12 protein-coding genes and 1 tRNA gene are annotated in these 15,276 nt (G+C 61.7%); 9 read left to right on the forward strand and 4 right to left on the reverse strand.

Features of this window, described 5'->3' with window-relative positions; translation table 11 throughout:
* Positions 1-95 precede the first annotated feature (95 nt).
* From FY112_RS32585 to FY112_RS32600, 4 genes are all read left to right on the forward strand, one after another.
* Complete coding sequence (locus tag FY112_RS32585; RefSeq protein ID WP_131708007.1) at positions 96-1,193, forward strand: polyamine ABC transporter substrate-binding protein; 1,098 nt, start codon at positions 96-98, stop codon at positions 1,191-1,193.
* Positions 1,194-1,282: 89 nt separating this feature from the next.
* A complete protein-coding gene (locus tag FY112_RS32590) occupies positions 1,283-2,425 on the forward strand; it encodes an ABC transporter ATP-binding protein (protein ID WP_151520240.1) in 1,143 nt (380 codons plus the stop codon).
* 4 nt (positions 2,426-2,429) lie between these two features.
* On the forward strand, positions 2,430-3,341 hold the full coding sequence (locus FY112_RS32595) for an ABC transporter permease subunit (protein ID WP_003545610.1): 912 nt from the start codon (positions 2,430-2,432) through the stop codon (positions 3,339-3,341).
* A 3-nt stretch (positions 3,342-3,344) separates the two neighbouring features.
* Entirely contained in the window at positions 3,345-4,163 is an 819-nt protein-coding gene (locus tag FY112_RS32600) for an ABC transporter permease subunit (RefSeq protein WP_020048525.1), read from the forward strand.
* A gap of 26 nt (positions 4,164-4,189) precedes the next feature.
* Here FY112_RS32600 and FY112_RS32605 read toward each other — a convergent pair whose 3' ends face one another.
* A complete protein-coding gene (locus FY112_RS32605) occupies positions 4,190-6,082 on the reverse strand; it encodes an AsmA-like C-terminal region-containing protein (protein WP_151520241.1) in 1,893 nt (630 codons plus the stop codon).
* Between the two features lie 219 nt (positions 6,083-6,301).
* Here FY112_RS32605 and FY112_RS32610 point away from each other — a divergent pair, with 219 nt between their 5' ends.
* The gene (locus tag FY112_RS32610) at positions 6,302-8,254 is read left to right on the forward strand and encodes an acetoacetate--CoA ligase (protein ID WP_151520242.1); all 1,953 of its coding nucleotides are present in this window, start codon (positions 6,302-6,304) and stop codon (positions 8,252-8,254) included.
* 215 nt (positions 8,255-8,469) lie between these two features.
* Here the strand turns inward: FY112_RS32610 and FY112_RS32615 are convergent, their stop codons facing one another.
* Positions 8,470-12,387, reverse strand: a complete 3,918-nt coding sequence (locus FY112_RS32615) for an ATP-binding protein (RefSeq protein WP_151520243.1) — start codon at positions 12,385-12,387, stop codon at positions 8,470-8,472.
* 213 nt (positions 12,388-12,600) lie between these two features.
* Between FY112_RS32615 and FY112_RS32620 the strand changes: the two genes are divergently transcribed.
* The 4 genes from FY112_RS32620 (at position 12,601) to FY112_RS37080 (ending at position 14,002) form a co-directional block, all read left to right on the forward strand.
* A complete protein-coding gene (locus FY112_RS32620; protein WP_131619312.1) occupies positions 12,601-13,050 on the forward strand; it encodes a phasin in 450 nt (149 codons plus the stop codon).
* Between the two features lie 130 nt (positions 13,051-13,180).
* Positions 13,181-13,257, forward strand: a tRNA-His gene (locus tag FY112_RS32625).
* 96 nt (positions 13,258-13,353) lie between these two features.
* The gene (locus tag FY112_RS32630) at positions 13,354-13,791 is read left to right on the forward strand and encodes a DUF4174 domain-containing protein (protein ID WP_131619311.1); all 438 of its coding nucleotides are present in this window, start codon (positions 13,354-13,356) and stop codon (positions 13,789-13,791) included.
* Between the two features lie 43 nt (positions 13,792-13,834).
* Positions 13,835-14,002, forward strand: coding sequence for a hypothetical protein (locus FY112_RS37080; RefSeq protein ID WP_017959047.1), 168 nt, complete (start codon positions 13,835-13,837; stop codon positions 14,000-14,002).
* Here the strand turns inward: FY112_RS37080 and FY112_RS32635 are convergent.
* Positions 13,999-14,880: a LysR family transcriptional regulator gene (locus FY112_RS32635; RefSeq protein ID WP_151520244.1), complete on the reverse strand. Its 882-nt coding sequence runs from the start codon at positions 14,878-14,880 to the stop codon at positions 13,999-14,001. The genes FY112_RS37080 and FY112_RS32635 overlap by 4 nt on opposite strands.
* The gene (locus FY112_RS32640; protein WP_131619309.1) at positions 14,877-15,191 is read right to left on the reverse strand and encodes a putative quinol monooxygenase; all 315 of its coding nucleotides are present in this window, start codon (positions 15,189-15,191) and stop codon (positions 14,877-14,879) included. Before FY112_RS32640 ends, FY112_RS32635 begins: the two co-directional genes overlap by 4 nt.
* Positions 15,192-15,276: the final 85 nt, after the last annotated feature.

The following is a 15,276-nucleotide window of genomic DNA, read 5'->3' on the forward strand; positions in this document are numbered from 1 at the left end:
GCTTGTGGGCTTAGAAATTCCTTCTTAGTCTGCGTCGAAAACCAGAGGGAAAAGATGCCCCGGGTGCGGAATCTTTGAAAAAAACAGGAGAAGTCATGAGGTCAACCATCCTATGCGTGACAGCCGCCGCCGTTACCGCACTCCTTGCTGCCGCGCCGGCCTATGCGCAGGAGCGCGTGGTCAACGTTTACAACTGGTCGGATTATATCGACGACTCCATCCTGACCGACTTCACCAAGGAAACCGGCATCAAGGTCGTCTACGACACCTTCGATTCCAACGAGACCGTGGAAACCAAGCTGCTTGCCGGCGGCACGGGTTATGACGTCGTCGTTCCCACTGCCGACTTCCTGCAGCGCCAGATCCAGGCCGGCGTCTTCCAGAAGCTCGACAAGTCGAAACTGCCGAACATTTCCAACATGTGGGATGTGATCCAGCAGCGCACCGCCGAATATGACGCCGGTAACGAACACGCGGTCGATTACATGTGGGGCACGGACGGCATCGGCTACAACGTCAAGAAGGTCGCTGAAATCCTCGGTCCCGATGTCAAGCCCGGCCTTGAAGTGATCTTCGATCCGAAGGTCGCCGAAAAGTTCAAGGATTGCGGCATTTACGTTCTCGACACGCCGAAGGACGTCATCTCCACGGCGTTCCGTTATCTCGGCCTCGACCCGAACTCCACAAAGGCTGAGGATTTCAAGAAGGCCGAAGAGCTGCTGACGGCCGTTCGCCCCAATATCCGCAAGTTCCACTCGTCCGAATATATCAACGCGCTTGCCAACGGCGACATCTGCATCGCCTTCGGCTATTCCGGCGACATGCTGCAGGCTCGCGACCGTGCGGCCGAAGCCAAGAATGGCGTCGAAGTCAATTATTCGATCCCCTCGCAGGGCGCCCAGATGTGGTTCGACATGATGGCGATCCCCGCCGATGCGCCCCATGTCGCGGAAGCCCACGAGTTCCTGAACTACATGATGAGGCCTGAGGTCATCGCCAAGGCCAGCGACCACACCTTCTATGCCAACGGCAACAAGGCTTCGCAGCAGTTCGTCAGCAAGGAGATTCTGGAAGACCCGGCGATCTATCCGACCGAAGAGGTGATGAAGAACCTCTTCACGGTCAAGCCGTGGGATCCGAAAACGCAGCGTCTGGGGACGCGCCTCTGGACGAAGGTCGTCACCGGCCAGTAATTCAGCCTTGGGCCCGGACGGAAACGTCCGGGCCTTTCAATTACCGGCCGGGGTGGAGGCCGGCAGAACCTTATATTTCGGGGAATAATATGAAGTCTCTCGGCAATATCCGCCGCGCTTTTGCGCCTTGGACCGATCCGTCTGCAAAACCCTTCATTGCTTTCAAGAATGTCACCAAGCGCTTTGGCGATTTTACCGCCGTCGACGATCTGTCGCTGAACATCTACCACCGCGAGTTCTTCGCGCTACTCGGCGCGTCGGGTTGCGGCAAGTCGACGCTCCTGCGCATGCTTGCCGGTTTCGAACAGCCGACCTCGGGCGAAATCGTGCTCGACGGCACCGACATGGCCGGCACGCCGCCCTACAGGCGCCCGGTCAACATGATGTTCCAGTCCTATGCGCTTTTCCCGCACATGACGGTCGAGAAGAATATTGCCTTCGGCCTGAGGCAGGACGGCATGTCGAAGGACGAGATGACTGACCGCGTCTCGCAGATGCTGAAGCTGGTCAAGCTGGAGCAGTTCGCTTCCCGAAAGCCGAACCAGCTTTCCGGCGGCCAGCGCCAGCGCGTGGCGCTGGCTCGCTCGCTTGCCAAGCGCCCGAAGGTGCTTCTGCTCGACGAACCGCTCGGCGCGCTCGACAAGAAGCTGCGCGAGGAAACCCAGTTCGAGCTGATGGACCTGCAGCAGAACCTCGGCCTCACCTTCGTCGTCGTCACCCACGACCAGGAAGAGGCGATGACCATGGCCGACCGCATCGCCGTCATGAGCCACGGCAAGGTCGTGCAGGTGGCGACGCCGGCGGAGATCTACGAGGCGCCGAATTCCCGCTTCGTCGCGGATTTCATCGGCGACGTGAACATCTTCGACGGCAAGGTCGCCTCATCGGGCAACGGCACCATCGAGATATCAATCGACAGCGGCTTCAGCGTGCGCGTTGCCGCCGCCGAGACACCCTCGGCCGGCAGCGCCGTCGGCTTCGCCATCCGGCCGGAAAAGATGCGGGTCGGGCGCACGCCTCCTGCCAACGCTTCGGTCAACGCCGCCAGGGGCGAACTCTGGGACATCGCCTATCTCGGCGACATGACCGTCTTCCATGTGAAATTGCAGAGCGGCAATATCGTCAAGGCCTCGTCCCTCAATGCGCAGCGCTCCGTCGACGACCCCTTCACCTACGACCAGGAAGTCTGGGTCTCTTTCGATGAGAACGCCGGCATTCTGCTGAAGGATTGACATCATGGGCAAGCTCACCTCCGGCCTCTACAATCGCCTCGTCATCGCCATCCCCTACACTTGGCTGCTGCTCTTCTTTCTGGCGCCCTTCTTCATCGTCTTCCGCATCTCACTGTCAACGACGGCGATCGCCATGCCGCCTTACGAGCCCGTCTTCTCACTTGCCGACGGTTGGGCCGGGCTCTGGAGCAAGATCGGAGAGCTCTCTTTCGACAATTACAGCTACCTCACCGAGGACTCGCTCTATTTCAATGCCTATGTCTCGAGCGTGGTGATTGCCGGGATCTCCACTTTCCTCACACTGCTGATCGCCTATCCGATCGCCTATGGCATGGCGCAAGCGCCGCGCAGCATCCGTCCGACGCTGGTGATGCTGGTCATCCTGCCGTTCTGGACGAGCTTCCTGATTCGCGTTTATTCCTGGATCGCGATCCTGAAGCCGGAAGGGCTTCTCAACCAGCTTCTCCTGTCGCTGCACATCATCGACAGCCCGCTGATCATCCTCAACACCAATACCGCCGTCTATATCGGCATCGTCTATTCCTATCTGCCTTTCATGGTGCTCCCGCTTTATTCGGCTCTGGAGAAGATGGACGGTACGCTGATCGAGGCGGCGCAGGATCTTGGTTGCACGCCGATCAAGGCCTTCTGGCGCGTCACCTTTCCGCTGTCGATCCCCGGCGTGGTGGCCGGCTGCATGCTGGTCTTCATTCCCGCCGTCGGTGAATTCGTCATTCCCGACCTGCTCGGTGGTTCGCAGACGCTGATGATCGGCAAGACGCTCTGGAACGAATTCAACGCCAACCGCGATTGGCCGGTCTCCTCGGCGGTCGCAACGATCCTGCTGATGATCCTGGTGATCCCGATCGTCTTCTTCCAGAACGCCCAGGCCAAGGCCGAAGAGCGGGGGAAATAACTCATGCTGAAATGGACCCGTTTCAACATCATCTCCGTCACGCTCGGCTTTGCCTTTCTCTACCTGCCGATCGTGCTCCTGGTGATCTTCTCCTTCAACGAATCGAAGCTCGTCACCGTCTGGGGCGGCTTCTCCACCAAGTGGTATGTCTCGCTGCTCTCGAACCAGGGCCTGCTTGACGCCGCCTGGGTGACGATCCGTGTCGGCCTGCTGTCGGCGACGGTCGCAACCATCCTCGGCACGATGGCGGCGCTGACGCTGGTGCGCTACACCCGCTTTCGTGGCCGCATGCTGTTTTCGGGCATGATTTACGCGCCGCTCGTCATGCCCGACGTCATCACCGGCCTGTCGCTGTTGCTGCTCTTCGTCGCGATCGGTTTCGACCGCGGCTTCTGGACGATCACGCTCGCGCATACGACGCTGACCATGTGCTTCGTCGCCGTCGTCGTGCAGTCGCGCCTGTTGAGCTTCGATCAATCGATTGAGGAAGCGGCGCAGGATCTCGGCGCGCCGCCGGTGCGGACTTTCTTCGAGATCACCCTGCCGATCATCGCGCCGGCTGTGCTCTCCGGCTGGATCCTTGCCTTCACCCTGTCGCTCGACGACCTGGTGATCGCCAGTTTCACGTCGGGGCCGGGCGCCACCACGCTGCCGATGAGGATCTACAGCCAGGTGCGCCTCGGCGTGACGCCTGAGATCAATGCGGTGTGCACGATCCTGATCGCGATCGTGACCGTTGGTGTCATCTGCGCCTCGGTCGTCACCAAGCGCCGTGAAATCCAGCGCCAGCGGGACGAGCGCGCGGCAGCCGCCGGCGCGTGAGGTCTAAAGCGCGAGCTCCTCGCGCTTTATTGCGCCTGAGGCGTATTGCCGAAAAGCGGAACCGGCGAGATCACCGGGTTCGGCCATGAGCCGCCGATGAAGAACGGCAGAAGCGGCAGCTCCGCCGCCTTGGCAGGATCGGTTGCATCAAGCGATCCGGAAAGCGCCAGCCCGTTCGACTGATAGGTGATGACGCCGGAAAGCGTCAGCGTCTGTGTGGCGCCGGCGATGCGGGCGTCGTGCATTTCGGCGGAACCGTTGGCAAAATCGGCCTGAAGGTTGAGCTGGTTGAAGGCGAAGGCGCCGCCTGCCGCCGCGCTCAGCGGAAAGAACGGTTTTTCGGCCGCCTGCGTCCGGAGTGCTGCGGCATCGATGCCGGGGATCGTACCTTCTCCCGTCCAGAAGTGCAGCTTGCCGGTGACGTCGGCAATGCCGGTCGTCCAGATCGCCTTCGGCGACTGCAGGTCGAGATCGAGCGATCCGGTTGCAAGCGGCAACGGACCTTTCAGCTGCAGGCGCTCGGCAAGGGCTGCGAAATTGGCATTGCGGATCGACAGCTGCAGCTTGCCGCCGCCGTCGAAGTCGCGCTGCGTCGCTTCCAGATGCGCGGTCATTTCACCGCCTTCGAACTGGCTGTCGCCAATATCGAATTTGGCCTCGCCACCGGCAACGATCATGCTGGCGCCGACATCGGAAAGCTCGAAGAGACCCATCTGTGCGCGCCGTGCCGAAAGCCTGACGTCGACATCGAGCGCCCGCAGCGGTCCGCTTATGCCGGCGGAGATTTCCTCCCCCTCGCCGGCGGCGAGCCTGAGCGCAAAGGCGTCGAGGAACGGCTTGAGGTTCATCTGGTCGAAGGCGAGCGTGCCGCCGATCTTCGGTCGTTTGCCGGGTTGGGTGAAAAGGTCCATCACCCCGGTGGCGCTCGCTTCGTTCAACGAAAGACTGAGATTGTTGAAACGCAGGCCGTTGCCCGACGACATGATGTCGGATTCCAGCGAAGCGCTCTTCAGCGTTGCGATGCCGGGGATCGATTTGCCCGACCATGTCAGAAGTGCGGGCAAATCGGGAATGCTGGCGGTGATATTGCCGGAAAGGGCCGAAAGATTGGCGATACTGGCAATGCCCTGGAAGTGCGCGGTCAAAAGGTTTGATGTGAGCGACGTTCGTGTCTCGGCATTCCTGCCGGCAAAGGCGAGCAGTGGCTGGCGCGAGGCGAAATCGACCTTCAGGTCTTCGCCGTTGATACGGGCGATGACCACCGCCGAGATCGCGCCGGATAGTCTCGGCCAGGCGATATCGGCGGTGACGCTGTCGAAGTGATAGGTCGTGGCGGACTTGATGTCGGTGACCACAAGCGTGCCGTCCTCGACGGTCACCGCGCCGATCTCGGCATCGAGATCGGGATCGAGCACCTCAGCTCCGTTTTCGTAACGCACGCCGCTGATCGCGCGTGCGAGCAGGCCGGCATAACTCCAGTCGATCAGCCCTTTCTCGTCGCGCGTCAGCGCCAGCTTGGGGCGCACCAGGTGGAATTCATGGAAGCTCGTCCGGCCTCTCAACGCATCGATGAGGCTAAAATCGGCCGACAGGCTTTCAATGCTGCCGAGCAGCTTGTCGCCGCTTTCGCGCGGCTGGCGGATGGTGATCTGGTTCAGCGTGATGCGCGGCGTCGGCCAGAATTCGAGAACCGGACTACCCTTGATCTCGGCATGGTAGCCGGTCCATTTCGACAGCGCGTCCTCGATACCGGAGCGCACGAAGCCGGTCGAGATGAGATAGGGTGCGGCAACCCTGAGCGCCACGAAAAGCGCCAGCGCGATCAGCAGGAACACCGTCGACAGGCGGGCGAAGGCCGGAAGCCAGCGCGAAACGGGTCCGATCTTCCTGCGCCACCTGCGATGTCTTGACGTGCTCATGATCTCCGCCGGCAAATTCAGCCGGTCATCCCGTTATGCGCTGATTTCGCCGGATATAGGAAATGCCAGGCATATGCAAATCTCTTAGAGCGCCGCACGTCTTTTCAGACGCGCAAAGGACGCTGTAAACTTTGAATTGACGGCATCGGATCGCGCCGGTTCCGTACTTTATAACGCAATGCAGCATGATATAAGGGCGGTATTGGGGAGGAGGATTGAATGCAAGATAACAGACCGCTTTGGGTGCCCTCGGAGGATGCCGTTGCAAAAAGCCCGATCCATGCCTTCATGGAGCGCTGCAATGCCGATTTCGGGCTTTCTCTTTCAGGCTTTGAGGATCTGCATGCATGGTCGGTGGCCGAGCGGGAGAATTTCTGGTCGACCGTCTGGGATTTCTGCGGCGTCAAGGGAGTGCGCGGCGTAGAGGTGTTAGCCAATGGCGACCGTATGCTGGAGGCTCGCTTCTTTCCCGATGCGACGCTGAACTTCGCGGAGAACCTTCTGTCGGGCCGCGGCGAGGGCGATGCCATCATCTTCCGCGGCGAGGACAAGGCCGAGGACCGCTGGTCGTGGGACCGGCTGCGCGTGCTGGTCTCGAAGCTGCAGCAGGCCTTCGCAGCACTCGGCATCTCTGAAGGCGACCGCATCGCCGCGATGATGCCGAACATGCCGGAGACCGTCGCCGCCATGCTCGCCGCCGCCTCGATCGGCGCCATCTGGTCGTCCTGTTCGCCTGATTTCGGCGAGCAGGGTGTGCTTGACCGCTTCGGCCAGATCCGTCCGAAGCTGTTCATCGCCTGCGATGCCTATTGGTATTCCGGCAAGCTGCAGGATGTCGGCGCCAAGGTCGCCACGGTCGCAAAAAATCTGGGTGTGCCCACGGTCATCGTCCACTACGCCGGCGATGCGGAGGCCGTGGCGCGCAAGACGCCGGGGGCTTTAACGCTTGACGCCTTTGTCGCGCCCTATGAGGCAAGGGAGGTCGAGTTCACGCAGCTCGGCTTTTCGCACCCGCTCTACATTCTCTTTTCGTCGGGCACGACAGGCGTGCCGAAATGCATCGTGCATTCGGCCGGCGGCACGCTGCTGCAGCACCTCAAGGAGCAGCGGCTGCATTGCGGCCTGCAGGCGGGCGAGAAGCTGTTCTATTTCACCACCTGCGGCTGGATGATGTGGAACTGGCTGGTCAGCGGTCTCGCCAGCGGCGCGACGCTCTGCCTGTTCGACGGTTCGCCCTTCGCCCCCGATGGCAACGTGCTGTTCGACTATGCCGAGGCCGAAAAATTCGCCATCTTCGGCACCTCGGCGAAATATATCGATGCGGTGCGCAAGGGCGGGCTGACGCCGCGCGTCAGCCACGATCTCTCCAGCCTGCGGCTGATGACCTCCACCGGTTCGCCGCTGTCGCCGGAAGGGTTCACCTTCGTCTACGAGGGCATCAAGGAAGACGTACAGCTCGCCTCGATCTCAGGCGGTACCGATATCGTCTCCTGCTTCGTGCTCGGCAATCCTCTGCAGCCGGTCTGGCGCGGCGAAATCCAGGGGGCCGGCCTCGGCCTTGCGGTCGACGTCTGGAACGATGACGGCAAGCCGGTGCGTGGGGAGAAAGGTGAGCTCGTCTGCACCAAGGCCTTCCCCTCGATGCCGGTGATGTTCTGGAACGACCCCGACGGCGCCAAATATCGCGCCGCCTATTTCGACCGGTTCGACAATGTCTGGTGCCACGGCGATTTCGCCGAATGGACGGAGCATGGCGGCCTTGTCATTCACGGCCGCTCGGATGCGACGCTCAATCCTGGTGGTGTTCGAATCGGCACGGCCGAGATCTACAATCAGGTGGAGCAGATGGAGGAGGTGGCCGAGGCGCTCTGCATCGGCCAGGACTGGGACGACGACGTGCGCGTCATCCTCTTCGTCCGCCTTGCCCCGGATGTGACGCTGACCGAGGATCTCGTCAAGGCGATCAAGACCCGCATCCGCACCGGCGCCTCGCCGCGGCACGTGCCGGCGAAGATCATCGCGGTTGCCGATATTCCCCGCACCAAGTCCGGCAAGATCGTCGAGCTTGCCGTGCGCGAGGTCGTTCACGGCCGGCCGGTGAAGAACCAGGAAGCGCTTGCCAATCCAGAGGCGCTGGGGCTCTTCGCCGGGCTAAGCGAGCTGAAGGATTGACAGCGATCGTAGATTACAAGCTTTCACCCTTTATCAATTTCCTGTCATGGAAACCTTTCGTTAAGAAAGGTTTGTCAAAGGTGAAGCTAACTTGGGGGCCGCACATGAACGATGCGGCCTGGGGCCTTCCGGCCTCCGAAACATGACGTTGATCGACTGAGCTCTTGTTGAACAGCACCAAATTCAAAGGCGGCCTCCTGGCTGCCTTTTCTTTATCAACCGGCCAGCACCCGCTGCGACGGGAAGGTGATCTCGACGAGCGTGCCCTCGTTCGGCGCCGAATTGATCGAGAAGGTCGCTCGGTTGGCATCCACCATCGCCTTGGTCAACGGCAGGCCGAGCCCGGTGCCGTCACCGCGGTGACGCGATTGGGTCGAGGAGACCTGCCGGAACGGCTTCATCGCCTGGTCGAGTTCGCTGCGCGTCATGCCGATGCCGGTATCGCGGACCCTCAACACAACGCTGCCATTGGCTTCATAGGACGTGGAAACGACGATCTGCCCGCCTGACGGGGTGAAGCGGATGGCGTTCGACAGGATGTTGAGCGCGATCTGCTTGATCGAGCGCAGATCCGCCACGACCTCGGGTACCGCATGCGACAGCGCCGTGCGGATGATGACGCGCTGGCCGTTCGCCTGCGGCTGTACCAGAGCCACAGCCTCGGAGACCGCCTCGTTGAGGCCGACGGCGGCAAAATCGAGATCCATCTCGCCCGCCTCGATCTTCGAAATGTCGAGCAGGTCGTTGACGATATCGAGGACGTGCCGGCCGGAGCGGCCGATGTCGTTGGCATATTCGATATAACGCGGATGGCCGATCGGCCCGAAGCGCTCGCCGGCCATCATGTCGGAAAAGCCGATGATGGCGTTGAGCGGCGTGCGGATCTCGTGACTGACGCGGGCGAGGAAATCGGTCTTGTGGGCGTTGGCGGTTTCGGCCGCACCCTTGGCGTTGCGCAGCTCGTCCTCGGTGCGCTTCCACTGGGTGATATCGCGGATGACGGCGCAATAGCCGTTGGAGGAGGTGAGCTGGCCCATCGTCATGAACAGCGGTACGAAGCCGCCGGCGGCCTCGCGGCCGATCACTTCACGCCCGTCGTTCAACACGCTTGCCACGCCATGGTCGGAGAGGCCGTTCAGATAGTCGATGACTGCCTTCTGGCTCTCATGGGCAAACAGCATGACGAAGGGTTTGCCGCGAGTTTCCTGTTCGTCGTAATTGAAAAGCGCGCTGGCCGACCGGTTCATCGAGCGGATGTCGCCCTCCGTGCCGATGACGACGACGCCGTCGGTCGCCGTTTCCAGGATCGAGCGCAATTCTTCCACTTCGACCTGGAGTTTAGCGACCTTCTCGACCATCCGCTCGGGGCGGCCTTCAGAGCGGCCCTCGGACCGGCCATCGGAGCGGCTTGCGTCGCTGCGGCCATCTTCCTTGCCTTCCACCGGCATCAGCGCCAGCATCAGGGCGTTGGCGTCTTCCCAGCGCACAGATTGCAGCCGCGCGGTCACCGGCGCCAGCGTATCATCAGCCTTGACGAGCATCATGGTGCCGGAGCCTGCGGCATTCTCCTCGAGTTCGCGGCGCTGCAGCAGGGCTTCGATGCCGCCCACTTCGCGCAATGCCTCGAGCGTGCCGTAGCCCGTCAGCCGCATGAATTCCGGATTGGCATGGATCAGCGCATCGCCGATATGGATGAGCACGGCAACAGGCAGTTGGTCGACCGTTCCCACCGAAAGCCCGTCCGTCATCTTGATGCGCGGCGGGATGAAGCTGGTGAGAACCTCGATCTGGCTGGTCGTCTCCTCAAGCCCTTCCGTTGCCTCGTCCTCGGCGATGACGTCAGGCTCTTCGGCGGCGCCATCGTCTTCGCGCTCCGCCTCGACGGCATTCTCGAGGATCGCTTCCTGCGGCGCGATCTCCTCGATCGACGATATGTCTGCCTCGTCGGTAGTGGGTGTTTCGCCCTCGAACGCTTCGGGTCCGGAGGCCTCTTCGAAGCCGGTTGTTTCCGTGGCGCTGGGTTCCATCGGCGCCGCGGCGTTGGGTTCCATCGGCGCCGGGGCGACAGGCTCTTCCTTGCGGGTGCCGAAGGCTTCGAGGCGCTTGGCGATCTCGCGGAAATTGGCCTGTTCGGCAGCCGTCAGTCCGGCGCCGCTGTTGTGGAGCTGAACGATCTTGTCGGAGAAACGGCGATTGGGCGTTTCCGAAATCCGAAGCGCCGGCGGCTCGTCCGAAACATCCGCTGCCGGCTCGGCGGCAGGTGCTTCGTCGGCGCCGACCGCCTGTTCTTCTACGGCATTCTCCGGCGCTGATGTCTGCACGATCGCCTTTTCGGCAGTGATCTCTTCCGATCCTGTCTCTTCGGTCTCCGGCTCGGCTGCCGTAAACGCTTGGTCGTCGATCTCTTCCGCTGCGATGGTTTCGGCCGAGACCTCTTGGGGGGCGGCTTCCGCTTCATCTGCCACTTCGGCGACGGGCTCTGCAACCGGACCGAGGCTCGCTGCATCATGGCCGATACCATCAGGGCCGAGTGTCAGGCCGAGCGCCAGCGTATCTTCCTGTGCATCGGAAAGCCGGACCACGCCGAAGCCGCGGAAGCCATCGAAGTCGCGGTTGCGGGTATAGGTCGGCAGCGCCGCCAGATCGACCGGAACGACGAGGCTGGTGCCTTCGACCGGCCAGAGGATCGTCTTGCCCGACCACGTGTCGCGGCGGGCGAGCGCCTCGGAAAGCTTGCCGTCAGGATCGAGATTGAAGAGGGCGGCGACATCGCCGAAGGCAGAACCGATAATGTCGGACGCATGCGGACCGACGGCCTCGGCAAATTCGTGGCTGACCTCTGTGAACCGGCCCTCGGCGTCGATCTTCCAGACGAAGCGCGTGGCGCGGCTGTTCGGCCTGAAGACGAAGCCGGGCTCAGCCGCAAGCTCAGGGGCAGGGGGCGTATCGGGGACGAGAGACGGTGCGATGGCGGGTTCTTCGTGAACCGCTGCCGGCGCCTCTTCGACAGGCGTTTCGCCGGCTTCAACAGGCGGTTCCGCCGCCGTCGCCGTTTCCACCGTCTCCGCAATGGAGGTCACATCGTCCTCGATGATCGCGGCGGGCTCGGTGGCCTCATCCGCGCTTCTATCGATCATGTCGCCGTCGCTCTCCGGCTCCGCATCCGCGGCAGGGTGGGTCTCTTCACTCGCCTCGTCTGCGGATGCCGCGTCTGTCTCGGCTGGCTGTTCGTTTTCGCCGGCGATCTCTTCGAGAGTCTCCTCGACCTCCTCGATCCCCGAAACGGCGTCGATGATTTCGGTAAAGCCTGCTGGGGTGACAGGGTCGTCTTGAAGCACTTCGGCCGGCGGCGCGCTTTCTTCCTGTGCGGGCGCATCGACCGGGTCGAGCGCGGGCGCATCGACGGGATCGAGCGTGGGCGCATCGACCGGATCGAGCGTGGGTGCGTCGAGCGGGTCGAGATGACCGATCGCGGTCTCCACCGCAAAGAGCAGATTGAGCGCCGGATCGTCGCTGAGCTTGCCGACCGCGGCCGGAAGATTGCCTCTGCTGGTGGCGACAGGTCGCTTCACCAATCGGTCGGGATGCGCGCCGGCAAGGTTGATCAAGGTCTTTGCAGTCTGCTCGGAGATCCCGAGCGAGGCAAAGCCCGGCGAAGCCGCGATGACTTCGCCATCGGCGCCGATCACCGCCATATGCGTATCGGGATCATCAAGTCCCTGCAGCATCTGGGCGGCCGATGCGCCGGCCGCGAGGGGCTTTGCCGAGACCGGCACCGAAAACAGGATGGCCTTTTCGCCCTGGGAAAGCCGGATCAGTTCGGCCGCAGCCTGCACCTGCGCACGCTGGAAGCCCCTGGCGACGCGGATCATCAGGCTGCGGCTGTCGCCGATATCGGTCAGCTGGCGCGCCGCCGTTTCCAGCTGGCGGAAGGTGATGTCGGTGCGGTCGACCCCCTGATCGAGCAGGTCATAAACTGCCGAATGGCCGAAAAGCTCGGCACCTGCACCGTTCGCCCAGAGCAGGCGCGCAAGATCGGCTGAAAACAGCACCATGGCCTCGCCGCGTGAAAAGCGTTCCCGCACCCGTGCGTGCACGGCGATATCGATGAACGGATATTGGACTGCGGGCATGTTCGAACCTTGTCGCTGTCGGCCTTCTTAAATTAACGGCTTATTAATAACTGCGGGGCGCATGCCGGTCCAGAAGAGCAGGGGGTTTTCGGCCGGAAAGGTTAACGTCTTGTGCACTGCACAATAATTGTTGCAATGCACAATGAAATGTCTTATATAAGCATCATCCAACTAACGCAGGCAGCGGCTGCCTCAACCCAAAGGATGCGACCCATGGCTACCATAAAGACCGACGACGTTTTTTCAATCGCTTCTTTCGACCCATCCAAGTTCACGGAATCCTTCCGTGAATTCGCCGAAAAAGGCGCTCAGCAGTCGAAGGATGCCTATGCCAAGCTGAAGACCGCTGGCGAGGAAGCCGGCAAGACGCTCGAAGCCACTGTCCAGACGGCACAGGCCGGCAGCGTCGAGATCGGCCTGAAGGCGATCGACATCCTGCGCATCAATTCTGAGAACTCGCTGACGCACTTCGAAGCGCTGCTCGGTGTCAAGTCCCCGGCCGAATTCTTCGAGCTGCAGACCTCGTTCATCCGCAAGCAGGCCGAACTCACCGTCGAGCAGGCGAAGTCGATCCAGGAAACCACCAAGCAGGTGGCCGAGAAGCTCGCTAAGCCCTCCAAGGACGCCGCCGAAAAGGCTATGGCTTCCTTCAAGGTTGCCTGATCGATCTTTACCGATCGGAGATAAAAGGCTGGACCTCGCGTCCAGCCTTTTTGTATATTGACGAGGAATGGGGCTTGAATTCATCGCCAAGTCCTCGTATGTGACCCCCGTCGCGCCAAGCGCGATTTATGCGGTTGTAGCTCAGTTGGTTAGAGCGCAGGTTTGTGGCACCTGAGGTCGGAGGTTCGAGACCCCCCAACCGTACCATTTCCCCCCACCATCAGAATGAAAAACTTGGTTCCTATCGTTTCGATGGAACCCATGCCGCACCGCGTCGTTCTCCATGTTAACGGGAGAATATGCATGTCGAAAACCCTGCTCTACGGCGCGACCAAGATCGACGAGACCAACAGCGCTTATGCGCCGATCGAAAGCCTCGCCCAGTTCCAGTGGAAGAACCGCGTCTTCATCCTATTCGCCGACAGGGATAATTCCCGCGCCGCCCGGCAGGAAAATCAGCTGCTGGCCAACCGCTCGGCCCTCGATGAGCGTGACCTGGTGGTGCTGAAGATTTCCGGTGCCGGCGTTCGACCGATCTTCGGTGCGGCTGACGGCCTCGACGGCGAAGCGATCCGCCGCGATCTCGAGGCGCCGGAGGTCGGAGAATTCGCCGCTTTCCTGCTCGGCAAGGACGGCACCGTGAAGCTCAAGGCCAGCGAGCCGATTACCGATGGTGAGCTCTTCGCCATCATCGACAGCATGCCGATGCGTGCTGCCGAATCGCTGAAGCCGGACAAATAACCCCGAACGTCGCGTAAACGGAAATCATGAAAGGGAGGCGGTCATGTCCGTGCCCAACGAACCCATTCCAGACCAGCCGCCGATGCCCGGGCCCGGCTGGAAGCCAGAGCCTCCGATCAAGGAACCGGAGCCTGACCGGCTGCCCGACGAAGCGCCGGTTCCCAATCCCGACGAGAACGACGAACCGGCAAAACACACTTTCGAGACTTAGAGAAAGATGTGCCGTTCGGCGCTGACGAGTTCCTGAAGAAAATCGGCGACGCTCCTGACGCGTAGCAGGTCGCGCGCCGTTTCGTGATAGGTCGTCCAGTAGGCGCGCCGGATCGAAACCTCCGGCAGAATGCGCTGGAGTTCCGGATATTGCCTGGCGATATAATCATGCAGGATGCCGATGCCGGCGCCTGTTCGCACCGCCTCCGTCTGTCCGATCGCCGTCGAAATCTCGAAGCCTGCATCCCAACTGCGCATGACTGCACCGGAAAAATTCAGGGACGCGGTGAAGATCAGGTCTTCGACATAGCCGATGCGGCGATGGCCCTTGAGCGCGTCGATATCGGCAGGTGCTCCCTGTGACGCCAGATAATTTCGCGAGGCATAAAGGCCGAGCGTGTAATCCGTCAGCTTCGAGGAAACGAGCCGCCCTTGGTCCGGTCGCTGGAGCGTGATGGCGATATCGGCCTCGCGCTGCGAGAGCGAGAAAGAGCGCGGAACCGGCACGAGCTGGATCTTCAGTGCCGGATGGCGCTCAATCAACCTGCCCATGCGCGGCGCAAGGAAGGAAACACCGAAGCCGTCGGGCGCCCCGACGCGCACGGTCCCGGCAATTGCCGTATCTGTGTGGCCGAGGCTGGCCTGTGCTGCGAGCATTTCCGTTTCCATCCGCTCTGCGGATGCCAGGAACACTTCGCCTTCGGCCGTCAGCTCGCAGCCATTCGTGCGGCGGATGAAAAGCCGCGTCTTCAGCGCCTCTTCCAGCGAAGTCAGTCGGCGCGAGAGCGTGGCGTGATTGAGCCCCAGCCGCTTCGAGGCGGCAAGGATCTGCCCGGTGCGGGCGACGGCGAGGAAAATACGAACATCATCCCAGTTCATGGCTTGGCACGCATTGCGATCGGATCGACCTCGATAAGCGTCAGCGATGTCACCATGTGCGCCGTCTGGTTCTTGTACTTAAGGAAATGCGGTGTCCGCAGATGGGCCTCGTATGCTTCCTGGTCGGCGTAGACTTCAAGGATACGGATCAGGTTTGGGTTGTCCCTGACGGAAACAGCGCTCAGGGAAAGGACGCCGTCTTCCAGCGCGACGGATGCTTCGATTTCTTCCGTGAGCAAGGCGCGATAGGTTTCAAGCGTGTCCGGATCGATCTCCAGCTCCGCCATTCTGACGACGGGTTTCCGGCTCATCGGTTTGACCTCCCCCAGGGTTTGACTTGTCGGCGTTTGACTTGTTGGCGTGCCGTGCCAAGTTTGAAAGCAGCGGCAGCGCCTG

This window comes from Rhizobium sp. PEPV16, from assembly GCF_008919455.1.
Lineage (GTDB): Bacteria > Pseudomonadota > Alphaproteobacteria > Rhizobiales > Rhizobiaceae > Rhizobium > Rhizobium leguminosarum_Q.